The following is a 26,164-nucleotide window of genomic DNA, read 5'->3' as shown; positions in this document are numbered from 1 at the left end:
CGGCCTCGGTGGACCTGGTGGACGGTCGCGTGTCACGGCGCAGCCAGCCGGGTCCTAAGGTCGACGCTCGACCGGGCGGCCCGGTCCGGCCGACGACCGAGGAGGACCCGTGCTGGCTGACTCCGGCGTGTTCGGCGCCGACCTTCTGGTGTGGCTGGTGTTGGCGCTCGGCGCGGCGATGGTGGTCGGTTACGGCCTGGCGTTGCTGCGCCCTCCGTCGCGTCCACCAGACGCCGCCAGGTCGGGGAAGGGCCGCGGGGCGAAGTCGGGCGGAGGGCGTGTTGCCACGTCCGGCGGGGGTCGCGCCAAGTCCGCCTCGGGTCGGGCGAACAAGGCGGGTGGCACCCGGCGCGGGCCGGCCAGGGCGGGTGGGCGAGGGCCGGCGCGGGGCGGTCGGCGTGACCTCCCCGAGGCGCCGCTCGGGCGCAGTCTGGTGATGATCGGCATCGGTGCCATCGCCGTGATCTGGTCTGCGGCGACGCTGCTCACCAAGTGAGTCGCTGACCTCGGCACGGCCCGGAGACTCCCGGCCACCGTGCCGGGTGCGCCGACCACCCTCGCGCGACGGCGCCCGTCTCAGGCCGAGGCCGCCTCGAGCTGCACGGTCGCGCGCAAGCCGCCCCCGGGCGCGTCGTCGAGCAACAGGTCGCCGCCGCTGGCCCGCGACAGCTGCCGTGAGATCGTGAGACCGAGTCCGGTGCGGCCGGTGCGGTTGTCGTGGTGCTGCCAGAAGCGCTCGAACGCCGAAGCGCGCTCCTCGGGGGTCATGCCCGGGCCCTCGTCGGTCACCGTCACCTCGACCAGGGAACGGTCACCGTCAACGGTCGACTGGGCCGCCAGCGAGATCTCCGAGCCAGCGGGCGCGACCTGGAGTGCGTTGGCCAGCAAGTTGTCGAGCGCCTGCTCGAGGTGGCCCTCGACGTCGAGGGCGAGGAGCGGCTCGGCGGGGAGGTCGACGCGCAAGTGGACCTCGCGCTCGTCGGCGAAGGCTTCCCAGATCGCCGCGCGCTCGCGGACGATGTCGCCGACCGCGACCTGCTTGCGGGATGGACGTCTGCCCTCGACCCGCATGAGCGCCAACAGACCTTCGGTCAGCCGCGAGAGTCGCTCGACCTCACCGACCGCGCCGGCCAGATGCCGCCGGGTGCCTTCGCGGTCGTCCGGGTTGATGGCTTCGAGCCGGAGTCGCAGCGCGGTGAGGGGGGAGCGCAGCTGGTGCGACGCGTCGGCCAAGAAGTTGCGTTGGCTGTTGATCAGCTCGCGCAGACGGTCGGCCATGCTGTTGAACGCGACCGCCACCGTCCGGATCTCCTTCGGGCCTCCGGGCCGGGCGCGCACGTCGAGGTCGCCGCTCTCGAGCGAGCGAACGGCCGTCTCCAAGCTCGCCAACGGGCGAGCCACGGATCGGGCCATCAGCACACCGACCGCAGCGGCGACCGCCAGCACGAGCGCGGCGAAGCCGATGAGCGCCCAGACCAGCTCGAGGGCCCGGTGTTGCGCGGCTTGGGCCGACACCGTCACCTGCACGGCGCCCACCACCTGCCCACCGGGGTTGGTGATCGGTTGGGCGGCCACTTCGGTCGCTTCGCCCTCGGTCGTGCCAGCCGCGACGGCTGCGTTGCCTTCGAGGGCCTGTCCGAGCAGCGGGCTCAGGTCCTGGCGGGTGTCGGGTCGCGTTTCACCGTTGTGGGACTGGTAGGCGATCACGTTGCGGTTGGCGTCGACCACGAGCACCTCGACGCGCGATCCGGTCACGTACCGGCGGGTGAGGTCGTTGAGGTCGGTGACCTCGCGCTGGTGGTCGCTGTCCGCGCCGTGGGGCCGGTCGTGGTCGGGGTCGACGGCCAGGTACGACAGCGCGGCGAGCACCGTGGCGTCGCGCTCGGCATTGGCGCGCACCCCGTCGCGCTCACGGCGCGTGCCCACGACCCCGAGGGGGACTTCGAGGGCCACGAGCACCACCAGCGCCAAGACCAGATAGGAGGCGAGCAACCGGCGCCGCACGGCGGACCTAGTCGCGCGGCGACGGCGCGTGGTCCGGCGCGCCGTCGGTCCCGGTGTCGCCCAGCCGGAGCCCGACGTTGCGGATCGTCTCGATCCATTCGGGGTGGCCGAGCTTGCGGCGCAGCGAGGCGACGTGGACGTCGAGCGTCTTGGTCGGGCCGTAGAAGTGCGGGCCCCACACGCGCTCGAACACGACGTGACGGTTCACGACCCTGCCGGGACGCTCGGCGAGTGCCGCGAGCAGTTGGAGCTCCTTCGGTGTGAGGGCCACTTCTCGGCCGTCGACGAGCACCCGGTGCGCCGACCGGTCGACCACCAGCCGTCCGAGCTGCTGCACGCGCACGTCCTCGCCAGCGTTGTCGCCACCCACGCGGCGGGTCACGGCACGGATCCGGGCGGTGAGCTCGCGGAACCCGAACGGCTTGACGAGATAGTCGTCCGCGCCGGCGTCGAGACCGCGGACCCGATCGTCTTCCTCGCCCCGCGCGGTGATCACGATGATGGGACGGTTTGCGTCCCTGGCTCGCAGGCGCCGGCACACCTCGGTGCCGTCGAGGTCGGGGAGACCGAGATCGAGCAGCACCAGACCACCGCCTTGGTCCTCGAGCGCCTCGCCGCCTGTGGTCACCCAGCCCACTTCGTAGCCGTGGGCATGCAGGCCCTCGACCAGCGGTTCCGCGATGCCGCGGTCGTCTTCGATCAGCAGCAGCCGCACGTCGACAGCATGACCGATCAAGCCACCGGCCGTGCGTGCAGAGGCCGTCGAGCCACAGGGCCCGGCAGGCACGAGGTCGGTCAGCGGAGCGTTCCCTGCAACCGGAGCGCGAGCTTCGGGCAGGCCCGGCAGGCCCGCCTTGCTGCCCCACGGTTGGCGAGCGGCACTTCGGGCGTGTGCACGATCGGAAAGCCCCAGTCGTCGAGCCGAATGTGCTCGGGGAGCAATTCGGCGCACATCCCCGCGCCGTCGCACAGGATCGGGTCGACGACCAACTCGAGTCCGGCCCGCCGGGTCAACGCCACGGTTCACCTCCCAAGTCGGGCACGGGCAGCATCGGTGGGAGGCCCGCGCCGGCGCACGGTCGACCCTGCAGGTGGGACGCGATGTCCTCTCCGAAGGTGGTGAGCGCGCTGCGCACCAGGCGGACCGCGAGGTCCGGGTGGGCGCACGCGCCCCGCCTGTCGACATCAGCGAGCCATCGGTGGAGCTGCGCGACGTCGCCGGGCTGGGCACGACCGGCCGCCAGGGTCTCGAGCACGTCGGCGATGGCGGGCAGACCAAAGCGACAGGGCCCGCACTGGCCCGCAGACTCCCCGGCGAACCAGCGAGCCAGACCGGCCGTCTCGGCGAGGCCGCAGCGGTGGGTTCCCAGAACGGCCACCACGCCTGCGCCAGCCGACGCGCCGGCGGTGCGCAAGGAATGGTCGCACCAACGGAGCTCTGCGGCCGTCGTTGCGTGCACCCATGTGCCGCCGTAGCCGCCGAGCAGCAACGCCGTGGGCCGCGCGGTGGGCGTGGCCTCGTCGACGAGGCTGCGCAAGTCGCTCCCCATGGCCACTTCCATGACGCCGGGGCGTTCGATGTCGCCCACGAACGTGACCAGCGTGGAGCCGGGCTCGGCCGCGGTCCCCATCGCGCGGAACCAATCTGCGCCGTGGCGCGCGATCAGCGCGAGGTGCGCCAGGGTCTCGGCGTTGTGGACCAACGTCGGACGACCCCAGGACCCCCGCTGGTCGGGACGGACACCGAAGACGGGTCGCGCCTCGCCGCCGCCGACCCAGCGAGCGAGCGCGGTCGCTTCCCCGACCACGTATCGGGCCGGTGCCGCCAGCACGCGGGTCGGCGGTTCGAACGACGGCCGGTCGGCCGCGGCCGCTTGTAGCGAGCGCAGGGTGTCGCCGTCGAGTCGGTCGACACACACGAACACGTCGAGTGCGCCGATGGCTCCGGCCGCCAAGACGGCACCGTCGATCACCAGATGTGGCGCGACCCTGGCGAGCACCGCGTCCTTGCGACTCGCCGGCTCGCCGTCGGTGGCGTTCACGACCACCACCCCGTTGCGCCGTCCCGCCACCGCGTCGAGTTTCGTGGCGACTGGAAAGGCCGCACCGCCGCGCCCCAGCAGGCCGGCGCGCCGCACCTCCTCGATGAGGCCATGCCCGAGTCGGTGGTAGCCGTCGGGCAGCGGGCCGAAGCGGGCCAGATGGCTGGCGTGATGGTGGGCCGGGCCGGACATCGGTGCGAAGAGCCGGGGCAGGTGCCCCGATGCTGCGGTGGCCGACGAGGGTCGGTGCACGGAGGGGAAGTCGATCGCGGTGGACGTCATCGGGCTCGTGTCACCTTGCCTGTGTCCCCAGCGAGCCGGCGGGAGGCCGAGTGCGGAGCGGTCGCAAGCGGTCGAACGCCCTCCAGGCGGCCAAGCCGGCGATCAGGGCCATGCAGAGCGCGACCAGCATGAGCATCCAGCCCTCACCGCGATCGGTTCCGGTGCCGAGCGAGTGCGCCACGGCGATCGGCCATGAGGCATAGGCGGCCAGGTGGATGGTCCGCCAGGCCCGATAGGGCGGGCGGCGGCGAAACGCGCTGGTGATCGCCGCGGCCAGGAAGAGGTCGCTTGCCAGTGCGCCGAGGCCGAGCCACCAGCCCCGGTACCACGAGGTGAAGGGGATGACGGCGGAGATCCAGCGGATCGGCACGAACCCGTCGACGATCGTGGTGACGACGTGCAACGCCACGAACGCGACCGCGAGCATCGACAGGTTGCGGTGCAAGTCGCCGACCACGAATCGAGGGATGCGGCGGGTGAGCGACCAGCGCTGCGAGGTGAGGATGCCGAGGGCGGTTCCGGCGGTCAACAAGAGCAGCGACACGATCCCTGAGCCTCTGACGAGGAACCACATGGCCTGGCCGCCGATGGCTGCGGTCATCGTGGCGACCCTTCCACCGTTGCCGGGCCGACCGGCGCAGGTTCGACCGGTTGCTCATCAGCGGGCCAGCCGCCCACGAGCACGACTTGGCCGTCGGCGCCCACGAGGCGGGCGGGGATGTGGTGGGCTTCGAGCCACGCGGGTGCAGCGGCACCCATGACGATGGCGGCCGTGGTGGCCACGTTGGCCTCGAGGCAACTCGCCGCTGCGGCGGTCACGGTCCGCCACGGGCCCGTGGTCGAGCGTCCGGTGGCGGGGTCGAGCACGTGGTGCGCGGTTGTTTCGCCGCGCGTCCAACGCCGGACGGTGGTGCTCGACGTGGCCAGGCCGCCGGAGTGGACGGCGATGGTCGGGCCGGTCGTGTCGAGCGGTGCGCGGTGGTCGTCGGCGACTTTGACCGCCCAGCCGCCCGATGGCGTAGCGCCGGCAACCGACAGGTCGCCCCCGAGCGACACGAGGACGCCGGTGCCATCGGCCGCGCCGGCCGCGGCATGCGCTGCCAGGTCGGCGGCGAGGCCCTTGGCCGTCGCGCCGAGGTCGAGCTCGACGCCTCGCGGCATGCAGACGGTGCGGGTGCGCGGGTCGAGCCGGACCAGCTCCCACCCGGCGAAGGCGGGACCGGGAGGGTCGTACGGTCCGGCGCTGAGGGACGCGGCGTGCGTGCGACTCGTGCCGCCGAGGTCGTCGAACGAGCGGTCGTAGCCGAGCGCACGGATGGATGCACCGCCGGTGGGGTCGACCGCCCCGTCGGTCTGCTTGGCGGCGTCGAGCGCCGCCTCGATTGCCTGCGCCAGGAGCGGCGAGACCTCGGTGGCCACCCCGGCGCGACACAGGCGCATGAGCTCGGAGTCGGCGCGGAAGCGGCTGCAGGCGACGTCGACGTCGTTGACGACGGCCGCCACGGCGTACGCCGCCGACGCCAGGTACGCCGGCTCGGCGACGAGCACGCGGACGGTCGTGCCGATCGCCGACCAGCGTGCGCTGGCGTCGACTGGTCCGTCGACGTGCATCACGAGCCGCCGCTCACGACAGATGGAGCCTGTTGGGTCGGCGTGATCGTCGCCGTCGTCGTGGGCGTGGTCGTGGTCGTGGTCGTCGAAGCGGTCGACTGGCGCGCCGCCCCGTCGTCGTCGTCGGACCCTTCGTGACGCTCCGATTCGGTGGAGCTCGTCGTCGAGCCGGTGGACGACGTGGTGGAGGAGGTGGTGGCGGTGGTCGCGGTGGTGGCGGTGGTCGCCGCGTGGTTTCGAGCGTGCTGGGTGACGAGGCCGGTGAGGCCGGCGAAGGCCGCCGTGGCGCCGACGGCACCGAGGGCCAACGTGGTGGTGACCCGCCGGACGAGGCGGTTGCCACGGTCTCGGTCGTGTGCCCCTGTCCCGGGGTGCGGGTGACCGGTGTGGTTCGGATCCATGTCTCGCACGGTACGGGTGGCCCCGAAAAGCGCGCCGCAACCGTGCGTTAGCGCTGGGTTAGCAGTCGACAGCTGACCGGACCGGTCAGCACCGGTCCCCCTTTCCCGGTGCTGTGATTCCCGGTGCTGTAATTCCCGGTGCTGTGATTCCCGGTGCTGTGATTCCCGGTGCTGTGAGCACTTGGCCACCGGGGAGGTGGCCAAGTGCTCACAGCGGGACGGGGTGGCGCAGCGCGGGGTGTCGGTGCTCGTTCAGGCGCTCGGCGCGGTGCCGGGCGCGCGGCGTTGGTCGCGGGCAGCTCGCGCCTTGCGGCTGGTGTGCACCACCCACAGACCACAGAGGCCGATCCCGCCGAACAACAAGCCGCCGAGCGCCAGCTGCTCCCAGCCGCCGGGGTCGCTGCTGTGCTGGGGCTTTTGGCCGTAGTCGGGTTGCGACACGCTCTGCGGGTTGGCGATGGCGTCTTGGTGGGCCTGCTGCTGCTGGTCCTTCGACTCGGGCGACATGATGGCGGCGACCACCACGATCACGAGCATCACGGCCATCACGCCGGTCAGCGCGATCGCGGCGAGCCGGAACGCGCGGGCGCCGTCGTCTTGGCCGGCGGGCCACAGACGCCGGAACAAGCCAGACCTGGCGGGTTGAGCCATCACCTCGATGCTGCCCGATCGGACGGCGCTTGCGAAATCGTCCCGTGAGTCGGACGGGCCGAGGTCGTCGCGTCACCCGGACGGCGGGCGGGTGGCCAGTAGGTTGCTACCGATGGAGCCCACCCCGTGCCTCTCGGTGGTCATGGCTTGTTACAACGAAGAGGCGACGGTCACCGAAGTGATCGACCGGGTGTTGGCATCGCCTTGGACGGCAGAGCTCATCGTGGTCGACGACGGCTCCACCGACCGATCAGCCGAGCTGCTCGACGACGTCCACGACCCGCGCGTCCGCGTGCTCCACCAGCCCGTCAACCTCGGCAAGGGTGCCGCGCTGCGACGCGGCTTCGCCATGGCGAGCGCCGAGTACGTGATCGTGCAAGACGCCGATCTCGAGTACGACCCCGCCGAGTACCCGGTGCTGCTCGCGCCGCTCCTGGCCGGCGACGCCGACGTCGTGTACGGCTCGCGGTTCATCACCGCCAGCGCCCGGCGGGTGGTCTACTTCTGGCACTACCTCGGCAACTCGCTGCTGACACTGCTGTCCAACATGTTGACCAACCTGAACTTGAGCGACATCGAGACGTGCTACAAGGCGTTTCGCCGCGAGGTGATCCAGTCGCTCGACTTGCGCGAGGACCGCTTCGGCATCGAGCCGGAGATCACTGCGAAAGTCGCGCGCGGCGGGTTCCGGGTCTACGAAGTGTCGATCAGCTACCGCGGGCGCACGTACGACGAGGGCAAGAAGATCGGTTGGCGCGACGGCGTCACCGCATTGTGGTGCATCGTGAAGTACGCCCGGCCCTGGGCGCTGCGGGCCCGCCGAGCCGGCTGACGGCGATGGCGCGGTCGGCGATGGCTCGGGCGGCGATGGCTCGGGCGGCGGGGAGCGGTCTGCCGGCAACCGTCCGAGCCGGCGGTGGCGGCCGCGGTGCGGGCGGCCGTGGCGACGGGCCAGTCGCGCGCGGCGTGCTCGACTGGTGGTTCGTGGTCGCGGTCGCGGTGGCGATCACGCCGATCCTGGTTGCCGGCCTTCGCGCCGCGACCAGCGGCTGGTACCCGACCGGCGACGACGGGATCGTCGGCCTTCGCGCGCAGGACGTCTTCACCAACCGCCCACCGCTGCTCGGCACGTGGTCCTCTGCCTCGATGTGGTCGCACCAGTGGCTGAACCACCCCGGGCCAGCGTTGTTCGTGAGCCTCGCCGTTCCGGTCGCCGTCCTCGGCGTCGGCGCCGGCGTGGCGGTGGGGATGGCGCTGGTCAACGCCGCCAGCGTGGTGCTCGCGGCGTGCCTGGCCCGCCGTCGTGCCGGCCCTCTCGGCGCGATCCTCGCGCTGGTCGCCATGTCGGCGATGTCGCTCACGTTCGGCAGCGTGCTGCTCTACGACCCGTGGAACCCGAACGCGGCGATGTTGCCGTTCGTCTTGTTCCTGTTCGGCGTGTGGTCGGTGGCCGACGGCGACCTCGGCGTGCTGTGGGTCGCGGTGGTGGCCGGCAGCTTCACGCTCCAGACCCACCTGAGCTACGTGCTGCTCGTGCCCGGCCTGCTGGCCGCCGCGCTCGTCGTCGCGCTGGTCGACCACGGGTTTGACCGGCGGGCCGGTCGTCGCCGCCGGTGGCTGTCGCGCCGCGACCGCCGCGGCCTGCTGGTCGGGCTCGCGGCGTTGCTCGTGTGCTGGTCGGCCCCGCTGTACGAGCAGCTCACCGCTTCGAAGGGCAACTTCACCCGACTGTGGCAGGCCTCGTCGGTGAAGCCGCCGCAGACGCCGGGGCTGCCGGGTGCCGTCGACGCGCTGGGCTCGGTGGTGGCCCGCCCACCGTTCTGGCTGCTGGGCAGCTGGGACCACCCCCGCTTCTCGCTGCACCCCACCGCGTCCGACGCGGTCGTGCCCGGGCTCCTGCTCGCGCTCGTCGTGGTGGTCACCGTGGGTCTGGCGGTGCTCGCCTGGAAGCGAGGCGATCGGACGCGAGCATCGCTCGGCATGGTCGTGGTGGTCGCGCTGGCGCTCGGTCTGCTGAGCGCGACGCGCAGCACGTCGCCGTTCGGTCTCGTCCCGGCGTACGTGCAGTGGATGTGGCCCATCGCGATGTTCAGTTGGTTCGCGTTGGTGCTGTCCGCTGCCGGCGCGGTGACCGACCGCCGAGCCGACCGGGGACAGGTCCACAATCCCGCCCACGCCGGCGACGCTGGCGGCGACGAACGCGCCCTGGGCGATCGGAGCGCCGAGCCGGTTGCACGACCGACGAGTGGCGCAGACCCACGCCGGTCGTCGCCGGGAAGGTCGCTACCCGCGCTCATCGCGCTCGGGCTGGTGATGGTCCTGGCGGTGATCGCCGGCGCGAACTTGCCGCGTGTCGACCGGGGGAGCGGCGGGTCGATGTGGGCCATCGGGGCGACGAAGTCGTTGTTCGCTCAAGCCGCACCCGCGTTGCGGAACCACGCGGTGTTGGTCGATGACCCGGGTCGCCCGCCCGCGCTGCCGTCCAAGGCGCTGTTTGCGGTCGCTCCGGCTTTGCTGTCCATGTTGCAGAGCCACGGGATCGACTTCGTGGTGCCCACCTTCGGCCACGACCAGTCGATGGTGCGCCAAGTGGGGGACCACCGTCGATGGAACGGTTCGAACGCCGACATCGAGCTGTCGATCCTGTCCGGCCCCGACGTCGATGCCGGCGCCGTGCGCGGGCGGATCATCGCCCATCACGATGGCTTGTCGGCGGACCAGCGAGCGCAGCGCCAAACGCTGCGGCGTCGTCTCGTGGCCGAAGTCCGATCACGTGGCGGTCTCCACTTGTCGGCCATCGGCCGGGACGAGGTGCGCACCGGCCGAGTCACCGCTGAACTGGCGCGGGCGGTCGAGCAGTCGCGCGCCGATCCCGCCGGGCTGTTCGCGCAGCGACGCTTCGCCACCCTGGTCGAGCTCGACGCGCTCGATCTCGGCGACCTGGCCGGCGCCGACGCGCGTCGTTACGTGGCGCTGACCGCCGACCTGTACGACCACACGGTGACGCTCGTGGTGCAGTCGCTGGCGCGCTGACCGGTCGCCGTCGAGTGGCGGCTACCCGCGCCCGAACGGCGGCGGCCCCGCGCCGCGGCGCTCAGCTCGGGTCTTTCGGGAGGCCGAGGATCCGCTCGCCGATGATGTTCTTCTGCACCTGGGTCGTGCCGCCGGCGATGCGTCCACCGGGCGCGGCGACCAGACCGTTCGCGTCGCTGCCCGCGAGCATGCCGTTGGCGCCGGCGGCGTCGGAGCGGGCGACGGCGGCGTCGAACATCAGCTCGGTCACGCCGAGTTTCGACAGCGACGACGCCACGCTGGCCACGGGCCCTTGGCGGCCGCCGAGCATGGCCAGCACGTTGCCGCGGCCGATCAGCGACGCCACCCGCTGGCGCTCGAGCGCCGAGGTCGCCCCGGCCAGCCCGGCAGCCATGCGGTCGAGGCGGCGTTGCATCGAGATCGACGCGCTGCCGATGTGGCCGCGCTCGTTGGTCAACGTGGCCATGGCGACCCCCCAGCCCTCGTGCTCCGGACCGAGCAGGGAACTGGCCGGGATCGTGACCTCGTCGATGAAGACCTCGTCGAACTCCGAGCCGCCGGTCATCTGCCGCAGCGGCCGGACTTCGATGCCGGGCGCGGTCATGTCGACCAGGAAGAACGAGATGCCCTTGTGCTTCTTGGGCTGCTCGTCGAGCGACAGGGTGCGGGCGAGACAGATGCCGAAGTCGGCGACCCGACCGTTGGAGCACCACACCTTCTGCCCGGTGAGCACGTAGGAGTCGCCGTCGCTCACCGCCCGTGTCGTGAGCGACGCCAGGTCGCTGCCCGCGCCGGGCTCGCTGAAGAGCTGGCACCACACCTTGTCGCCCGACGCGATGCCGGGCAGGTATGCCGCCTTCTGCTGATCGCTGCCGAACAGCAGCAGCGATCCCGCGGTGAGCACGTGCCCGACCATGTTCAGGAAGGCCGGCGCTTCGGCCTTGGCGCACTCGGTGGTCCATGCCGCGGTGTGCTCGATCGTCAGGCCACGGCCGCCGTACTCGACGGGCCAGTGGATGCCGGCGAAGCCGGCGGCGTGGAGCTCGGCCTGCCAGGCACGGGCCTCGTCGACCCGTTCGGGCGGCACGATCGCCCCCCAGTCGACCGGTGCGGTGCCGGCGGCCGCGGCGTCGGCCAGGAAGGCGGCTGCCCGTGCGGTGAACGCGTCGAGGTCGCGGTCGGCGTCGAGATCGGCCATGGTTTGCTCCTATGTCAAGCGGCGGCGGCGAGCAAGTCCGCTCTGCCGGCTTGGTCGGTTGGTTGGGTGTCGGCGAGCAGGGCTCGGTAGACGATGTCGGAGAGGCGTCGTTTGAGGGCTCGGAGCGCTTCGGTCTTGGTCTTGTGGTCTTGGTTCATTCGCCGTTCGAGGTAGGTGCGGGCGTCGTCGTGACAGCGCATCTGGGTGGCCGCGATGCGGTGAACCGCTGCGTTGTTCTGGCGGTTCACGGTTCGGGAGAGGCGGCGGTTGCCGTGCCCGCGCAGAACGTTGGATGTCAACGCTGCGATTCCCAGTTTCGGGATCGAGGATTGGAATCGGTCGATCAAGGAGCGAGGTGGGCAAGGTCGTCTGGAGTGTTCCACTCGCCGAGAGGCCTCGCGTCGAGGACGGTACCGGCGAGCTTCTCGGGGAAGACTGCCAGGACTTGGTCGACTCCGGTCGCAGACGGCGAGCGGATGGCCTGGAAGGCGTGCTCGTGGGCTGCGTCGCCGATCTCCTGCGTGAACCGGTGGTCCTCGCGGACAAGATCAGACGGGGCGACGCCGATCGCGTCCAGAGTTGCCGCGTCGGTGAGGTCGAGGACCATGTCGAGGTCGGCGCTGATCTCGAACAGCTCGCGAGGCAGGAGGGCGTCGACGTTGAGCCCCTGCCGCTCGGCCTGTCGCGTCAGCTCCGCGACCACGCATGGTCGAGTGAGGCAGAGGTAGAGCACCGGGAAGCTGTGTGGCGGGTTGAACCGGCCGCCAAGGCGTCGTGCACCGTCACCGCTGCGGGGGTCGAACCCCTTGGCCTGGTTCCGGTAGGCGACAACGGAGAGCGAGGCAGCCGGCGCAAGACCGATCGCCCGAGGGTCGAGCGACGGCATGTCAGATGGTCACGCCCTCCGCCAACGCGAGCAGTAGGTCGACGACGCGCTGGTACTGGCCGGCGGCGATGAGGTCGAGGGGCTTCTCGTAGCCGAGGTCGGGGTTCGGCGAGCGCATCCAGAACCGGGCGGCGTCGTCGCGCATGACGCGTCGAGCGAGGTCGATGACCGCGCGGAGCTCGAGCAGGCGCTCCTCGGCGTCACGCCGTGGGGTGGCGGCCTCGGCCTTCCACCGGGCCACGCTTCGAGGGTTGGTGTCGCTCACCCGCGCCAGGTCGGCCGTGTCGACGACGTCACCCTCGTAGAGGTGGTCCAACAGAGAGGTGAGTGTGGTCATGGTCTCCTCGTCGCCCCAACATGTACCAATACGTCGTGCATATGTCATACTATACGTCGAGTGCTCGTAAGGAGACAATCCAGTGGACCTCGACTTCGGACACGGTCCCGCGCATCGGCGACGAGAACTACAAGGCGGTGGATCGTTGCGTAGGGCCGGCGGACCTCTTCTCCACCGCGCTTGATCTCCCGCGGGGAATCGTCGACGGAGCCTGGGCCGAGCGGAAGCCCGAATTGGTGGGCACGCTTCAGGAGCACGGCGCCAGCCCGCTGGTCGGCACGCACGGTTGGCGCTTCCGGCATGAGGCGGCCTTCGACGTCGGCAAGCTCACAGCTGCGAGCTGGGCCCCGTCCTCGCCGCTCCTCCCTGGGGATCGGACCGCCAGCGCCGCCTTCGTGCAGGCGAGTCTGCGAGCGCAGGGACACCTCCGTGCTGGGGCGTATCTGGTGCCCGGGTGGCTTCCGGCGACGCCGCTACCAGCACTCCACCAGGCAGCGGGGCCGAGCCATCGCCGATGCGCTCGACCAGCTCTTGGACGCCTCCCGGGACAAGTCTCGGGACATCCTCGGACGGATAGATGGACAAGTTACACACTTGTAGTTTGTATTCTCGCTGCTCAGAGGCCCTAGCCCCGTGGACAGAACTGCTGAGTGCGAAGCCCTCCTCGCGTGGATGTGTGATTGGCTCAACGGTTCGGGCTTCGCCGGTGAAGGGCACATGCGCCTACCGACCGCGATCATCCGCGCCTCGATGGCACACCTGTACCTTGCATGGATCCACCCCTTCGGCGACGGCAACGGCCGCACAGCTCGCCTCTGCGAGTACCTCGTGCTCGTGACCTCGGGGGTGCCGACATCCGCCGCCCACCTCATTTCCAACCACTGCAACGACACCCGTGACGAGTACTACCGCCAACTCCGTTACGCCAGTGAGTCCGGGGGCGATGTCAGCCGGTTCCTGGAGTACTGCGCCGAGGGCTTCGTGTCCGGACTGACCGGCCAACTCCAGTTCGTCTACGACCGCCAGGTCCGGCTCACCTGGCACGAGCACGTCGCTGAACAGGTGACCGGCCGCGACATCGAGATGCGCCAACGGCGAAGCCTGATCGCCAACACCCTCCTCGGCCGCGGCGCCGTCGCCAAGAAGGATCTCCCGCGGCTCACGCCTGACCTCGCCGCCGCCTACGCCGCTTGTGGGCCGAAGACTCTCACTCGAGACCTCAATGAACTCGTGGGGCTCGACCTGATCGTCGAGCGAGACGGAGGCTTCGCTGCTCATGAGGACGTGCTGTTGAACCTTCTGCCCCTCGTGGTGCGGGACCAGTCCGAGGAGGCCGACGTCACAAGCGGCCGATCCGTAGGGTCACGTTAGGGTCACGCCCGCCGATCTCGGGCCTTGCGCGATGAAGGCCCAGGCACCGGAAACACGGCTGACCTGGGCCTTCCTACGAGAGCGGGTGACGAGAATCGAACTCGCGTTCTCAGCTTGGGAAGCTGCTGTTCTACCATTGAACTACACCCGCGAGGGAGCGATCACCCTACCGGATCGCCATCAGACGCCAGGATTCCGGCGTCCGCCGCGACGCCGCCGGGGTGCCGGGGCGGCGGCGAGTATCGTGCCCGGCGTGATCCTGTCTGACCGGTCCATCCGTGAAGAGCTCGAGGCCGGGCGGATCGTGGTCGATCCGCTCGACCCGTCCTACATCCAGCCGTCGTCGATCGACCTCACGCTCGACCGCTACTTCCGGGTGTTCCGGAATCACACGATGCCGATGATCGACGTGAAGCAGAACCTCGAGGATCTCACCGAGCTGGTCGAGATCTCCGCCGACGACGTGTTCGTGTTGCACCCCGGCGAGTTCGTGCTCGGCTCCACTGCCGAGATGGTGCAGCTCCCGATCGACCTCGTGGCCCGTCTCGAGGGCAAGTCGAGCTTGGGTCGACTCGGTCTGCTGATCCACTCGACGGCGGGGTTCGTCGACGCGGGCTTCCAGGGTCACCTCACCCTCGAGCTCTCGAACGTCGCCACGTTGCCCATCACGCTGTATCCCGCCATGAAGATCGGCCAGATCTCCTTCATCCGCATGACCACCCCGGCCGACGTGCCGTACGGGTCGGCCGAGGTCGGATCGAAGTACCAGGGCCAGCGCGGCCCGACGCCGAGCCGCTATTGGGAGAACTTCACCACCCCCACCCGCTGAGCGCGGCGGCTATTGGAGCGTCACCGACTGGGTGGCGCCCTGGTCGGTGGTGGCGGTGATGGTGACCTTGGTGGCGCCGGGCGCGTCCCAACCGAGCACGTTGGTGGTCTGACCCGGCGCGAGCGACCCGCTCCACCGGCACGTCAAGTGGTGGTTGGCCGGCCCGCAGTTCCACCCCGGTCCGCCGGGTATCGGGCTCACCGCACCGTGGTCGGCGGCGAACACCACCACGAGGCCGGTTGCCGCTCTCGAGGGCTTGCGGTTCCCGACCAGGAAGCTGGTCGAGCGGAGCCCGGGGTGGGCGTGGCTGTAGGAGCCACCGAACCACAACACGGGTTTGGTGGGGACGGTCGTCGGCGGCGTGGGCGGTGCAGTCGGCGGCGCCGTCGACGGCGGTGGCGGCGTGGTGGTCGGGGCCGTGCGGGGCGTGGTGACCGGCGGGTCGGGCGCGGTGGTCGGCACCGGAATCGCCCGTGGTGCCGGCACCAGCGAGGAGGTGGAGGTGGGTGGCACGGTGGTCGAGGTGGTGGTGGGCGACACGGTGGTCGGCGCCGCCGTGGTGGGCGTCGCCGGCGGTGCGGTCGACGGGGGCGCGGGCGCGGCGACCGATGGCGCGGGACGCTCGGCAGCGAGCTGCGTGTGGTGGTGGTCGCCCCGGAACCCACCGGCCAGCGCGACCGAGGCCATCACGACGGCGACCACGGCTGCAGCCGCGCCGGCCACCGCACCGGCTTGGGGGCCGGGACCCGAGCGGCCGCTCAACCACCGGACCACGGCGAGCCCGCCGGTGCCGCCCGCCGCCGCGCCGCCCGCGACCGCAGCGGCCTTGGCGCCGCCGACCGCCAGGATCGGCAGCACGGCCCGCAGCAGCAGCGAGTTGACGTCGTGGAGCTCGGCCACCAACGCCTGGCAGTGCTCGCAGTGCTCCAGGTGCGCCTCCACCGCGCGGTGGTCGCGCGCCGACAGGGCGCCGCGCACGTACGACCCGAGTAGGGCGGTATGCGGCTCGCAACCCGGCCGTGGTGCCTGCTGGAGATGGGCTTGTAGGTACGCCTGGCGCAGCTTCTCGCGTGCCCGGTACGCCATGGCCGCCGCCGCGTTGGGGGACACGCCGAGGCGCGGTGCCAGCTCACGTGGCGCCCGTCCCTCGACTGCGGTGTGCCACAGCACCGTCTGCCAGCGGTCGGGGAGCGACGCGAACGCCCGGGTGATCAACTCGCGCTCCTCGCCTTCGAGGGGCGGCTCGTCGGCCTCGATCGCCAAGTCGATCAAGCCTTGCGGCGGCAGCTCCTCGCGCCGTTTGGCGGCCTCGGCAGCCGCTCGCCGCAGTGTGACGAACAGGTACGCGCGGAACGATTCGTCGGGTCCGCCGCCGTTGCGAACCGCGCCCAGCACCCGCTCGAAGGCGATCGACACGAGGTCGTCGCGATCGGCGTCGTTGCGGGCATACGTACCGGCCAGCCGCCGTGCCGCGGCCTCATGGCGCTCCCACAAGGCCGCGAAAGCGTCCTCGTCGCCCTCCCGGGCCCGAGTGATGAGGTCTGCATCGCTGGCGACGGACGTGTCGGCCACCGGGTTCACCTGTCTGCTCCTGGTCACCGGGTCGTTCGTGCGCATTCGCACTCGGACCGTGACAATCCTGTCACCGGGTGGATCGGCTGTGCTAACGAACGTCGCGTGAACGCGGCCGGCGGCTCGCTGTACCTCGACCCCGAGGGCGCCATCGTGTGGGCCGACACCGACGCGGCGGAGCTCCTCCACCGCTCGGTCGAGGAGCTGGTGGGCCAGTCGATCGCCACGTTGCTCGGTGCCGACGACCCGGCGCTCGACCGCCTGTTGCGGCTGCTCGACGCTGATCCGCCGCTCGGCGGCTGCGAGCTGCGCCTGTGGCGGGCCACCGGTGGGTGGGTGTGGGTCGACGCGATCGTGTCGGGCGACCGGCACCCGTCGTTCGGCGGCGTGCGGGTGTTCCTGGCCGAGACGCCCCGGTCGCGCTGGGTCGAGGCGGCGCGCGACCTCATGTTGGCGTCGACGTTCGACGCGCTCGTGGTGGTCGCGCCCGGCGGCGAGATCGTGACGGCGAACCGGGTGGCCAGCAAGCTGCTCGGTCTCTCGCCGGAGTTCTTCGCAGGACCGGTCGAAGCCGAGCTCGGCCGCAGGTTGCGCACAACCGACGGTGAGCGGGTGCCGTGGCTGGCCGACCCCGTGGCGTACTGCGTGGGGACGGGCCGCCGCGACCATCGCGGTGCGGTCGTGTACGCGCACCCTGCCGGAGGGTCGCGACCGATGGTCGCCACGCTCGCGCTCCGGTCAGCCGACGGCGAGCCGTTCGCGGTGCTCAGCCTGATCGGCGGCGCGGCGCTGGACGAGGCGGCGTCGCTGCTCACCTGACACCGGCTCGCTACGGCCGGCGCGGCCCGCGTCGCCGACACGGCGGGCGCGGCCAGAAGAAATTCGCTCCATCTGCGTCATGATCGGTGGGGCGGTTCCTCTCATGGGGCGTGAACGAGCCCAACCGCCAAGATCCCCTCGCTGGGCCGCCGGCCGTGTCGCAGGCGGGCGACCCGGCCGCTCGGCTGCTCGCCCTCGTCAGCGGTACCGCGACCGCCACGACCGAGTCCGCGCACTTGGTCGACCCGCTGACCGACCACGGTCTCGCCGAAGCCTGCTTCCAGGCCGTCGCCGATGGTGGCCAAGTCGGGTCGGTCGACGTCGAGCCGCCGCACCCGTTGGTGGCCGCCGTCGCCGAGTTCGGTCGCGACGAAGCAGCGGTGGGCTCCCGGCCGCCCGACGTGGCCCGGGCAGTGGAGGCCGCGGCCCGCCAGCTCGGCTCGGGTGGCCGGCAGCGGCTCGACGTCCTCAGCTTGCAGCAAGTGGCGCTCGCCGCCTGGGCAGAGGAGCAGGAGCGACTGGCGAACCGCGACCAGTGCGTCGACATCCGCACGGGCCTGCACACCGGTGCGTACCTCCGCACCAGGATCGTGCAGCTCTACGCGCAGTCCACGGCGCTCGGTGTCCGCTCGTCGTCGCTGTGGTCGCTGCTGACGGTCCGGCTCCAGCGCCGGCCGACCCTCGCGGCGATCGTCGAGCTCGACGCGGTCGCACGGCAGGTCCGTGCGGTGTTCACCTCAGGGGAGACAGTGGCCGTCGTCGACGGCGCCTGCTGCGTCGCGCTCAGCCCGGTACATGCGGTCGGCGACCGGGTCGTCACGCTCGAGTTGGCCCTGGCCACCGACCCGGCACTCGCTCACGCGACGTGGACCGTCACACCACAGCCGCTGCCCGACGATCTGGCCGACGCGCTGGCGTCGATCGATCAGATCGCGATCGTCCCGCCCCACGATCTCGGCCCGCCCGTTCCGCCACCACGGTGAGCTCGGGCCGGCACTGGGGCCGGTCCGAGCCACCGCTGGCCTGGCAGCTCGCATGGTGTGGCGTGGCGACGCCCGCACGCCGCGCCACACCACGCAGGTCGGCCGCACGCCGGTTCTATCCGGCTGGCGTGCGGCCGCCACTCACGACGTCGGGTTCGGCCGTCCGCTGGGGGACAGCCGAGCCTGGCGTCGGAGTCGTCGTCGTTCCCTGCGGTACTCGGGCGACGAGTACGCCAACACCATCAACGCCAGCAGCGCGGCGACCAAAGCTCCCCGCTGGCCGAGGGTCACCTGGCCGAGCACGTACAGCGACGTGAGGACGTCGGTGGCGAGGTGGACCAGTGCGGCAGCCAGCACTGCCCGCGAGCTGTAGACCACCATCGCGGCGAGCGTCGCGAACGCCATGAAAGCCAGGATGTTGCCGTTGGTGGTCCACTGCTGGCGATGCCCGGGCAGCAACACGAACCACACGCCTCCCGCCACGAACCCCAGCGGTCGTGCGACTTTGGCCGGCACGCCCACCAGATGCAGCACGCCCGCGGCGAGGGCGGGAATGGCGAGGCGGTAGACGAGCTCCTCGGTCGCGGCCACCACGATCAAGCCGGTGAGCACGAGACCGTGGCCACCGGCGATCAGCAGGGCGGACGCGACGATCAACGTCAGGCCGGCGATGGCGCCGAACACCACGGCTGCCACGCGCGACTGCTGCCGTCCCGCGATCTCCGGCCCACACGCCACCGCCAGCGCGACCGCCGGCACGAGCGACCACGACACCGCGATGCCGCCGATGACCACGTACGGGATCACCCCGCGCAACGACAGGATCTCGATGACGATCGCGGCGCACGCGGCGCACGCGGCGAGCCAACGGCGACCGTGCGGCGCGTACGTGAGGCCGAAGGTGTCGAACACGGCGCGGTTCGGCAGGCGCGCCCGCGCCGAGCGCCTCATGTCGGCGGTGAGACGGCGGGCTCGACCGCGGGTGGTGCGGGTGTGTCCCGGGTCGGTCCGCTGGCGGATGCCGGAGGCGGGGTTGTCGGTCCATGGGCGGGCAGGACCAGGCCGGGAACCGGGCTGACGGCGAGCACGGCGTACAGGGCCTCCACGGCAACCTGGATCTGGTCGTCCGATGGGGGCCGGGTGGTGATTCGCTGCACCAGGTTGCCGGGCACCATCAGGACCTTGCCGTACCACGAGTGGCGGTGGTTGCCCGCGAACCGGATGGCCTCATACGACAGGCCGGCCACCACGGGCAACAGCACGATCCGCGAGACGATCAGCCAGGGCAGGCTCGGTCGACCGAGGAAGGTGAACACCACGACCGCCACGATCACGGTGACCACCAAGAAGCTGGTGCCGCAGCGAGGGTGGCGGCGGTCGAAGCGGCGGATGTTGTCGGGCGTGAGCGCCAGGCCGTGCTCGAGCGCGTGGATGGTCATGTGCTCGGCGCCGTGGTACTCGAACGTGCGCCGGACCTCCGACGATGCCGACAGCAACAGTAGGTAGCCGAACAGCAGTGCCAGCCGGACCGCGCCTTCCGCGAGGTTGAACAGCACCGACGACTTCGGCCCGACCCAGTGCGCGACGGCCGCCGGCCCGACGCCGAACACGGCGAGCGACAAGACGATGGCGATGACGGCCGACAGCGCCAGACCAACCCGGGTCGGCGCTTGTTCCTCCTCGGTGGCGCGCTCGGAAGCCGCCCACAACAGCGCCCGCATCCCCACCGTCATCGACTCCACCAGTGCGATTGCGCCTCGGGCGAGCGGGATCTTGCGCCAGATGCCCAGGTCCTTCAACTCCTCGGCGGTCGTCTTCACCGAGCCGTCGTCGCAGCGGACGGCCGCGCCCCAGTGGTCGGCCCGACGCATCATCACGCCCTCGATCAGCGCCTGCCCGCCGATCGCACCGATGTCGGGGGCGAGCTCGAGCGCGGCGTCCGAGTGGACTCCGCCTGCAACTGGCGGCGCGGGCGCGGTGCCCGAGGACGCGGGCGCAGAGGAGGAGGTGTCGGCCATGGTGGTTCCTGTCGGTCGGCGACCCGGAAACTCCAGTCTGGCCCACCCCCACCCCCGCCGCGCCCGCCTCGTCGGCTCCCAACCCGTCCTGCTGTGCGCGCTCAACCACCGAGGAGGTGGTCAAGTGCTCACAGCAGCGGATTTCGGTGGGGTGCGCTCGGGTGGGGTCGGGAGGGTCAGTCGACGACTTCGAGGTTGGCGGGCTCGGCGGAGCGGGTGTCTTCGCCGGCCTCGATGGCCTCGAGGAGGGTCATCGAGATGTCGGTGACCTTGACCTCGTCGTCGGCGCCCGGGACCGCTTTCACGCCGTCGTCGATCATGATGTAGCAGAACGGGCAGGCGGTCGTGATCCGGGTGGCACCGGTGGCGAGCAACTCGGCGGCCCGGTCGTCGTTCACCTTGGTGCCGACCGTCTCCTCCATCCACATGCGGGCGCCGCCGGCGCCGCAGCAGCGGCTCTTTGTGCCGTTGCGGGGCGCCTCGACCACCTCGATGCCGCCGAGGCTGCCGATGACGTTGCGCGGCGCGGCGTACACGTCGTTGTGGCGACCCAGGTAGCACGAGTCGTGGTACACGACCCGTTCCTCGAGCCGAGCCTTGCTGAGGTCGAGCTTGCCGTCGGCGATGAGCGACTCGAGGAACTGGCTGTGGTGGACCACCTCGAAGTGGCCCCCGAGCTGCGGGTACTCGTTCATCAAGGTGTTGAAGCAGTGCGGGCACTGCGTGATGATCTTCTTGACGCCCATGCCGTTGAGCGTCTCGATGTTCTGGGTGGCCAGCATCTGGAAGATGTACTCGTTGCCGGAGCGGCGGGCCGGGTCGCCCGTGCAGTTCTCCGCCGGGCCGAGGATGGCGAAGTCGACGCCGGCCCGTTGCAGCAGCTTGGCCGTGGCCTGGGTGACCTTCTTGTTCTTGTCGTCGAACGAGCCGGCGCAGCCGACCCAGTACAAGTACTCGTGGTCGAGTGGCGAGCTGGGCTCGACGATGTCGATGCCGGTGAGCTGCTCGGCCCACTGGCCCCGGTCGGCCTGGCTCATGCCCCAGGGGTTGCCCGAGTTCTCCATGCCCCGGTATGCGTTGCCGAGCTCGGTCGGGAAGTCGGACTCCATGAGCGTCAGGTAGCGCCGCATGTCGAGGATCTTGTCGAGGATCTCGATGCCGACCGGGCAGTTCTCGTCGCACGCCTTGCAGCTCGTGCAGGCCCAGAGCTCTTCCGACGTGATCCGTTCGAACACGGAGTCGGCCTTGACGGTGATGTCGACCGACGTGCCGATCGGCGGCGACACGACCGGGTCGCCGGTGGCCGCCATGACCTCACCGACCTTGAGCACGATCTCGCGGGGGTCGAGCGGCTTGCCGGTGCCGTGGGCCGGACACACCGACGTGCAGCGACCACACATGGTGCAGGCGTCGGTGTCGAGCAACTGCTTCCAGGTGAAGTCGGGGATGGTCGAGGCGCCGAAGCTCTCGAGCTCGGTCTCCATGAGGTTGGGCATGGGCCGCATGGCGCCTTTGGGGCGTTCCTTGTCGCGCAGGTAGAGGTTGAGCGGCGACGTGAACATGTGGCGCAACATCGTGGTGGGGAGGATCGCCAGGAACACGACGAAGGCCACGACGTGCACGCCCCACAGCACCTGGTGGGCGCCGGCGACGTGGCTCCAGTTGCGCACCGCGTGGGCGATCGGCCAGCCGATCACCGACCATTTCTCGAAGCTCGGCATCCCCGCAGCGGCGATGCGGAAGGCCTCGGTGAAGAAGCCGGTGATGCCGATCACCAGGAACGTGCCGAGGATGACGGCGTGCTCCGGCTTCGTCTTGATCCGGATGCGGTAGGGCCGCTGCACGTAGCGGCGCAGGATCGCGAACAGCAGGCCGAGCACGAACACCGCACCGGCGAGGTCGCCGACCAGCGAGTAGCCCTCGTACATGCCGCCGTACAGGAACTTGGCCGACCGCGGCATCTGGTGGTTGATCTCGAGCACCGTCGTCACGGCCACCAGGACGAGGAAGCTGAAGTAGATCATCGAGTGCATGACCCCGGCGGCGGGATCGCGCAACAGGGTCTGCATGTAGACGCCCGAGCGGAGGTCTCGGACGCGGCGCTCGGCGTTGTGTCGGGTGGTGGCCCGCCGGTCGGGGCCGCCGCGCTGCCAGTTCTTCACGCGGTTGGCGAACAGCACCGCGCCGTACAGGAACATCAGCGGGATGACGATGTAGAAGACGAGCTTCACCGCGGACGGCACGCCGCCGAACACCTCGCGTTGTATGCGGTGCTTGTCGTCGTGCCATTGGGTGATCGTGGCGACGATCCCGGAGGCCGCCGTCACGACTGCGAACAGCACCCCGATGCCGAGCACGAGGTACGTGGGCTTCAGCTGAACACGCCGCTTGTCCATAGCGACGCGAACCTACCCCGGTCGGGCCGAGGGGTCCGAACTATCGGCCGCGCTCATCGGCTCGGTGACCCGGCGCGCCGACATCCCAATGGGGACGGAAGGTCGTCCGGACGAGCGTCAGCCGTAGATCTTGCGGTCGAGCTCGCGGATGCGACCGGCGAGCTCGGCCAGCAGCTTGCGGGCGATCGACGGCACGTCGTCGATGACGCCGGCGAAACTGCGGCTCGACGCGACCAGCAGCCGCATCGGCGTCTCCGCGGTGACGGTGGCCGTGCGAGGGCCGTGGTCGAGGAGGGCGAGCTCGCCGAACTGCTCACCGCTCGACAAGGTCGCGACCTTGCGGTTGTTGCGCGAGACCGTGGCGGTGCCGTCCAACACGATGAACGCTTCGCGACCGGCTTGGCCCTGGTCGACCAGCACCCGGCCCGCAGGCACTTCGAGTTCGTCGAACGCGCGGGCGATGCGCTGGAGCTCCCGCTTGGAGCAGGCGGAAAAGAGAGGCTGCTTTGCAAGGTGCTCGAGGTGTTCGGTCCGTCCGGCCATGGCCCGGCAGCATACGAGGCCGCTCGTCGTTGCGCCCGGAAAACTCGGTGCGGTCCGGCGCGGCTCCGGCACCGTTCATACGGACGAAACACCGGCGAAATGTCGGGTGCATACATTCGGAGGCCATGGACGTCGAGCTCGTCCGGTTCCCTGCTGAATCGGAGCGGTTGGCCGGTCTGCGTGCCAGCGCGGTGCCGCGCCTGCTGTTGGTCGAAGGCGACGTCGACCCTCCTGCGCTCGCCGACGACGCCGAGGACTGGATTCGGGTACCGGCCGATCCCCGTGATCTCCAGGCGCGCTTGAGCGGCTTGGCGCAGCGGACCGCGGCTGCCCAGGCCGGCGAGCCGGTGCTCGACGGCGACGGCGTGCTTCGCAACGCCGGGCGTTGGGTGTCGCTGCCGCCGGTGGAGGCGCGCCTCGCCCGCGCCTTGCTCGACCGCTACGGCGCGGTGGTCAGTCGCACCACGCTCGTGGCCCGGGGTTGGCCGGACGACGCGCCGGGTCGCAACGCGCTCGACGTCCACGTGCTGCGGTTGCGGCGCCGGCTCGCGACGGTCGGTCTGGCGATCCGCACCGTGCGCTCACGCGGCTACCTGATGGAGCCCGTGTCCGAGCGCAGAGCAGCGGCCGATCCCGTCGTCAGCTGACGGTCTCGAGCCGCGTCAGGCTTTGGCCTGGTTGGCGACCGCTTCGGCCGCCGCCTTGGCCGCCGCCACGTCACCGAGCGCCCGGTCCAGGAGGCCCTTGGTGTCGAGGGGGCGGAAGTCGGGGCCGAGCTCGTACACGAACGGCACGCCGGTCGGGATGTTGAGCTCCGCGATCTCGTCGTCGCCGATCCGGTCGAGGTGCTTGACGAGTGCCCGCAACGAGTTGCCGTGCGCTACCACGAGCGTGACCCGGCCGGCCACCAAGTCGGGCACGATCGCGTCGAACCAGTAGGGCAGCATGCGGTCGACCACGTCGGCGAGGCACTCGGATCCGGGTACCACGTCGGGCGCGAGGTCGCGGTAGCGGCGGTCGTCGTTGGGGTTGTGATCGTTGTCGGCGGCGATCGGCGGCGGTGGCACGTCGTAGCTGCGCCGCCACACCTTCACCTGGTCGGCGCCGAACTTCGCGGCGGTCTCGGCCTTGTTGCGGCCGGTCAGGTCGCCGTAATGGCGCTCGTTGAGGCGCCAGTGACGCCGCACCGGCAGCCACGGACGTCCCATCTGGGCCAGCGCGAGCTGGGCGGTCTGGATGGCTCGGGTGAGCACCGAGGTGTGCAGGACGTCGAGGTCGACGTCGGCTTCGGCCAGCAAGCGGCCCGCCTCGGCGGCCTGTGCCTCGCCCGCATCCGACAGGGGGCAGTCCCACCAACCGGTGAACAGGTTCTCGGCGTTCCAGGTGCTTTCGCCGTGACGCAACAAGACGAGGGTCGACATGGCCGCCGAGCGTATGACGCGCCCGCCCCGTCCCGCCCATCTGACCACCCCCACCCCCCCGTGCTGTGAGCACGTAGCCACCTCCTGGGTGGGCAAGTGCTCACAGCACGGAGGGGGTGGTCAGGGTCAGCGCTTCTTGGCCGGGATCATCGCTCCGATGCCGGCGGCGAGGAAGCCGACGGCGGCGAGCCAGGCGCCCACGGCGACCGAAAGGTCGGCGAGGCCGTCCTGGCTGGCCCAGTGGACGATGTCGAAGCCGAAGAACAGGCACCACCCCGCCATCACCACGCACACGGCCAAGGCGATCGGCCGGAGTGCCTTGACGAACAGCGCGGCGGCCGCCGAGCCGATCCCCACGATCAGCGCCACGATGTAGCCCCACGACGGGAAGATCTTCGACAAGAACGTGACGTCGTCGGTGCCGGCCTTCCGTAGCTCGTCGATGGCCTTGTGGATGTCGGTGAGCTTGCCGGCGCCGGGGCTGACCCAGTCGAGCGCGAACAGGGCGACGATCACCAAGATCGCCCCGATTGCCACGACGCCCGCCGAGATCGGGTTGACCGCCGTCGCAGGCGAGGGGGCCGCGGCACCATACGGCGCGGCCTGGGGTGCTCCCCAACCTGGTTGGGGCTGCCCGGGCGCGACGCCAGCGGGCGCGGGTTGCCCCCAAGCCTGCGGCGGGCCCTGGGGCTGGCCCTGCGGCGGCTGGCCCCATGCGGTTGGCGCGGGTGCGCCGGGTGCCTGCGGTGCTCCCCATCCCGCGGCGTCGGGCGCGCCGGCGGGCTGCGGGGCACCCCAGCCGGCAGCGTTTTCTGCAGGGCCTTGCTGGCCTGGCGGGGCGGCGGCCTCGGGTTGCGACCAGGGCGGCGGGGCCGCGGCCTCGGGTTGCGACCAGGGCGGCGGGGCCGCCGCCTGACCTGGCTGGCTGGCGTTCCCGGGCTGCGGCGCGCCCCAGCCCGTGCCCCCTCCGACGTCCGGTTGCGGTGACGCCTGCTGGGGCGGTTGGTACGCGGTGGTCGGGTCGGACTGGATGGCCGCGCTCGGCGAGATCGTGGTGGGGTCGATCGAAGCCGGGTCGGAACCCGCCGCACCCGCGCCCGAAGCGGCCCCGGCACCCGCTCCCGAAGCGGCCCCGGCACCGGCTTCGGTACCGGCTTCGGCACCCGAGGTGACGGTCGGCGCTCCTGCGCCCGCCCCCGCGTCGGTGGCGGTGCCGGCGGCGGGGTCTGACGCCGCCGCGCCCGTGGCCGGGCTCGCCGTGGTGGCACCCGCGGCCGGGCTGGTCTGCTCGAAGGAGTCGGTGCTGGTGACGCCGTGCGCGTCGGCGACGTGGTGGGTCCACTTCGTGCCGTCGAACCAACGCTGAGCGTGACGGCCGGTCGGGTCGGGCATCCAGGCAGCGCGGTCGGGTGCGTCGGTCATGGGTTCCTCCTCGGGTCGCCCTGGTCACGGCGCCGCGGCCGGGACCGACCGCCGCACGTTACCAATCACCATTTCTCGGTGACGCCGATGCCGGCAGCGCCGAATCGTCGAGCCAGGCGCCGGAACGGCGCCGCCTGCTTCTCCCGGCTCGCCCGTCGGCACACCCGGCGCACCGAAGATTTTTCGGGCACCGAAGTTGATAACAGGGCGCTCAACTTTTATGCTGGTGGAGCACGGCGAACCGTCCGACCGACGTCATGCGGGCCACCACAGGCCCTACCGTCGGGCTGGCGGGGCTGCCGTTCGCACCCGCAACACCGACCAACACAACCAACCCGAACCATC

27 protein-coding genes and 1 tRNA gene are annotated in these 26,164 nt (G+C 71.1%); 8 read left to right on the top strand and 20 right to left on the bottom strand.

What is annotated here, in order from left to right; genetic code table 11:
- The first annotated feature begins 109 nt into the window (after positions 1-109).
- Entirely contained in the window at positions 110-496 is a 387-nt protein-coding gene (locus tag VHA73_13565; GenBank protein HVX19053.1) for a hypothetical protein, read from the top strand.
- Between the two features lie 80 nt (positions 497-576).
- Here the strand turns inward: VHA73_13565 and VHA73_13560 are convergent, their stop codons facing one another.
- The 8 genes from VHA73_13560 to VHA73_13525 all read right to left on the bottom strand — a co-directional run bounded on the left by VHA73_13560 (position 577) and on the right by VHA73_13525 (position 6,991).
- Entirely contained in the window at positions 577-2,004 is a 1,428-nt protein-coding gene (locus VHA73_13560) for a HAMP domain-containing sensor histidine kinase (GenBank protein HVX19052.1), read from the bottom strand.
- Positions 2,005-2,011: 7 nt separating this feature from the next.
- On the bottom strand, positions 2,012-2,719 hold the full coding sequence (locus VHA73_13555) for a response regulator transcription factor (protein HVX19051.1): 708 nt from the start codon (positions 2,717-2,719) through the stop codon (positions 2,012-2,014).
- A gap of 80 nt (positions 2,720-2,799) precedes the next feature.
- A complete protein-coding gene (locus VHA73_13550; GenBank protein HVX19050.1) occupies positions 2,800-3,024 on the bottom strand; it encodes a ferredoxin in 225 nt (74 codons plus the stop codon).
- Positions 3,015-4,328 carry an NADH-ubiquinone oxidoreductase-F iron-sulfur binding region domain-containing protein gene (locus VHA73_13545; protein HVX19049.1) on the bottom strand — a complete coding sequence of 438 codons (1,314 nt, stop codon included), beginning with the start codon at positions 4,326-4,328 and terminating at the stop codon, positions 3,015-3,017. Before VHA73_13545 ends, VHA73_13550 begins: the two co-directional genes overlap by 10 nt.
- A gap of 10 nt (positions 4,329-4,338) precedes the next feature.
- A complete protein-coding gene (locus tag VHA73_13540) occupies positions 4,339-4,929 on the bottom strand; it encodes a ferric reductase-like transmembrane domain-containing protein (GenBank protein HVX19048.1) in 591 nt (196 codons plus the stop codon).
- Positions 4,926-5,939 carry an FAD:protein FMN transferase gene (locus tag VHA73_13535; GenBank protein ID HVX19047.1) on the bottom strand — a complete coding sequence of 338 codons (1,014 nt, stop codon included), beginning with the start codon at positions 5,937-5,939 and terminating at the stop codon, positions 4,926-4,928. Before VHA73_13535 ends, VHA73_13540 begins: the two co-directional genes overlap by 4 nt.
- Positions 5,939-6,340 carry a hypothetical protein gene (locus tag VHA73_13530; GenBank protein HVX19046.1) on the bottom strand — a complete coding sequence of 134 codons (402 nt, stop codon included), beginning with the start codon at positions 6,338-6,340 and terminating at the stop codon, positions 5,939-5,941. The genes VHA73_13535 and VHA73_13530 overlap by 1 nt, the downstream gene beginning before the upstream one ends.
- Before the next feature lie 252 nt (positions 6,341-6,592).
- Positions 6,593-6,991: a hypothetical protein gene (locus VHA73_13525; protein ID HVX19045.1), complete on the bottom strand. Its 399-nt coding sequence runs from the start codon at positions 6,989-6,991 to the stop codon at positions 6,593-6,595.
- Positions 6,992-7,103: 112 nt separating this feature from the next.
- Here VHA73_13525 and VHA73_13520 point away from each other — a divergent pair, with 112 nt between their 5' ends.
- Entirely contained in the window at positions 7,104-7,823 is a 720-nt protein-coding gene (locus tag VHA73_13520) for a glycosyltransferase family 2 protein (GenBank protein ID HVX19044.1), read from the top strand.
- Positions 7,824-7,843: 20 nt separating this feature from the next.
- Entirely contained in the window at positions 7,844-10,024 is a 2,181-nt protein-coding gene (locus tag VHA73_13515) for a hypothetical protein (GenBank protein HVX19043.1), read from the top strand.
- A gap of 61 nt (positions 10,025-10,085) precedes the next feature.
- Here VHA73_13515 and VHA73_13510 read toward each other — a convergent pair whose 3' ends face one another.
- The 4 genes from VHA73_13510 to VHA73_13495 are packed head-to-tail and all read right to left on the bottom strand — an operon-like array spanning position 10,086 to position 12,445.
- Entirely contained in the window at positions 10,086-11,222 is a 1,137-nt protein-coding gene (locus VHA73_13510; protein HVX19042.1) for an acyl-CoA dehydrogenase family protein, read from the bottom strand.
- Positions 11,223-11,236: 14 nt separating this feature from the next.
- On the bottom strand, positions 11,237-11,521 hold the full coding sequence (locus VHA73_13505) for a hypothetical protein (GenBank protein ID HVX19041.1): 285 nt from the start codon (positions 11,519-11,521) through the stop codon (positions 11,237-11,239).
- 44 nt (positions 11,522-11,565) lie between these two features.
- On the bottom strand, positions 11,566-12,108 hold the full coding sequence (locus tag VHA73_13500) for an RES family NAD+ phosphorylase (GenBank protein HVX19040.1): 543 nt from the start codon (positions 12,106-12,108) through the stop codon (positions 11,566-11,568).
- Between the two features lies 1 nt (position 12,109).
- Positions 12,110-12,445 (bottom strand): antitoxin Xre/MbcA/ParS toxin-binding domain-containing protein, encoded by a 336-nt coding sequence (locus tag VHA73_13495; GenBank protein HVX19039.1) that lies wholly within the window; start codon positions 12,443-12,445, stop codon positions 12,110-12,112.
- 633 nt (positions 12,446-13,078) lie between these two features.
- On the opposite strand from VHA73_13495, the gene VHA73_13490 reads away from it, so the two are divergent.
- Entirely contained in the window at positions 13,079-13,816 is a 738-nt protein-coding gene (locus VHA73_13490) for a Fic family protein (GenBank protein HVX19038.1), read from the top strand.
- 80 nt (positions 13,817-13,896) lie between these two features.
- On the opposite strand, the gene VHA73_13485 is transcribed toward VHA73_13490, so the two are convergent.
- Positions 13,897-13,967, bottom strand: a tRNA-Gly gene (locus VHA73_13485).
- A 102-nt stretch (positions 13,968-14,069) separates the two neighbouring features.
- Here VHA73_13485 and dcd point away from each other — a divergent pair.
- Positions 14,070-14,645, top strand: a complete 576-nt coding sequence (dcd, locus tag VHA73_13480) for a dCTP deaminase (protein HVX19037.1) — start codon at positions 14,070-14,072, stop codon at positions 14,643-14,645.
- A gap of 9 nt (positions 14,646-14,654) precedes the next feature.
- On the opposite strand, the gene VHA73_13475 is transcribed toward dcd, so the two are convergent.
- Positions 14,655-16,217: a sigma-70 family RNA polymerase sigma factor gene (locus VHA73_13475; GenBank protein HVX19036.1), complete on the bottom strand. Its 1,563-nt coding sequence runs from the start codon at positions 16,215-16,217 to the stop codon at positions 14,655-14,657.
- 105 nt (positions 16,218-16,322) lie between these two features.
- Between VHA73_13475 and VHA73_13470 the strand changes: the two genes are divergently transcribed.
- Both VHA73_13470 and VHA73_13465 read left to right on the top strand, forming a co-directional pair.
- Positions 16,323-17,036 (top strand): PAS domain-containing protein, encoded by a 714-nt coding sequence (locus VHA73_13470; protein HVX19035.1) that lies wholly within the window; start codon positions 16,323-16,325, stop codon positions 17,034-17,036.
- A gap of 110 nt (positions 17,037-17,146) precedes the next feature.
- The gene (locus tag VHA73_13465; GenBank protein ID HVX19034.1) at positions 17,147-18,019 is read left to right on the top strand and encodes a hypothetical protein; all 873 of its coding nucleotides are present in this window, start codon (positions 17,147-17,149) and stop codon (positions 18,017-18,019) included.
- Positions 18,020-18,160: 141 nt separating this feature from the next.
- Here VHA73_13465 and VHA73_13460 read toward each other — a convergent pair whose 3' ends face one another.
- From VHA73_13460 to VHA73_13445, 4 genes are all read right to left on the bottom strand, one after another.
- Positions 18,161-18,970 carry a hypothetical protein gene (locus tag VHA73_13460; protein HVX19033.1) on the bottom strand — a complete coding sequence of 270 codons (810 nt, stop codon included), beginning with the start codon at positions 18,968-18,970 and terminating at the stop codon, positions 18,161-18,163.
- On the bottom strand, positions 18,967-20,037 hold the full coding sequence (locus VHA73_13455; protein HVX19032.1) for a DUF1385 domain-containing protein: 1,071 nt from the start codon (positions 20,035-20,037) through the stop codon (positions 18,967-18,969). Before VHA73_13455 ends, VHA73_13460 begins: the two co-directional genes overlap by 4 nt.
- A gap of 176 nt (positions 20,038-20,213) precedes the next feature.
- Positions 20,214-22,433 carry a heterodisulfide reductase-related iron-sulfur binding cluster gene (locus tag VHA73_13450; protein HVX19031.1) on the bottom strand — a complete coding sequence of 740 codons (2,220 nt, stop codon included), beginning with the start codon at positions 22,431-22,433 and terminating at the stop codon, positions 20,214-20,216.
- Positions 22,434-22,550: 117 nt separating this feature from the next.
- A complete protein-coding gene (locus VHA73_13445; protein HVX19030.1) occupies positions 22,551-22,976 on the bottom strand; it encodes a cyclic nucleotide-binding domain-containing protein in 426 nt (141 codons plus the stop codon).
- A 125-nt stretch (positions 22,977-23,101) separates the two neighbouring features.
- Here VHA73_13445 and VHA73_13440 point away from each other — a divergent pair, with 125 nt between their 5' ends.
- Positions 23,102-23,623 carry a winged helix-turn-helix domain-containing protein gene (locus VHA73_13440; GenBank protein HVX19029.1) on the top strand — a complete coding sequence of 174 codons (522 nt, stop codon included), beginning with the start codon at positions 23,102-23,104 and terminating at the stop codon, positions 23,621-23,623.
- A 15-nt stretch (positions 23,624-23,638) separates the two neighbouring features.
- Here the strand turns inward: VHA73_13440 and gpmA are convergent, their stop codons facing one another.
- Together gpmA and VHA73_13430 are read right to left on the bottom strand one after the other, a co-directional pair.
- On the bottom strand, positions 23,639-24,397 hold the full coding sequence (gene gpmA / locus VHA73_13435; protein ID HVX19028.1) for a 2,3-diphosphoglycerate-dependent phosphoglycerate mutase: 759 nt from the start codon (positions 24,395-24,397) through the stop codon (positions 23,639-23,641).
- 126 nt (positions 24,398-24,523) lie between these two features.
- Positions 24,524-25,819: a hypothetical protein gene (locus VHA73_13430; GenBank protein HVX19027.1), complete on the bottom strand. Its 1,296-nt coding sequence runs from the start codon at positions 25,817-25,819 to the stop codon at positions 24,524-24,526.
- Positions 25,820-26,164 lie beyond the last annotated feature (345 nt).

The organism is Acidimicrobiales bacterium (genome assembly GCA_035547835.1).
Lineage (GTDB): Bacteria > Actinomycetota > Acidimicrobiia > Acidimicrobiales > Iamiaceae > DASZTW01.
Note: the sequence above shows the minus strand (reverse complement) of the source record. Positions and strands in the feature narration are given on the sequence as shown.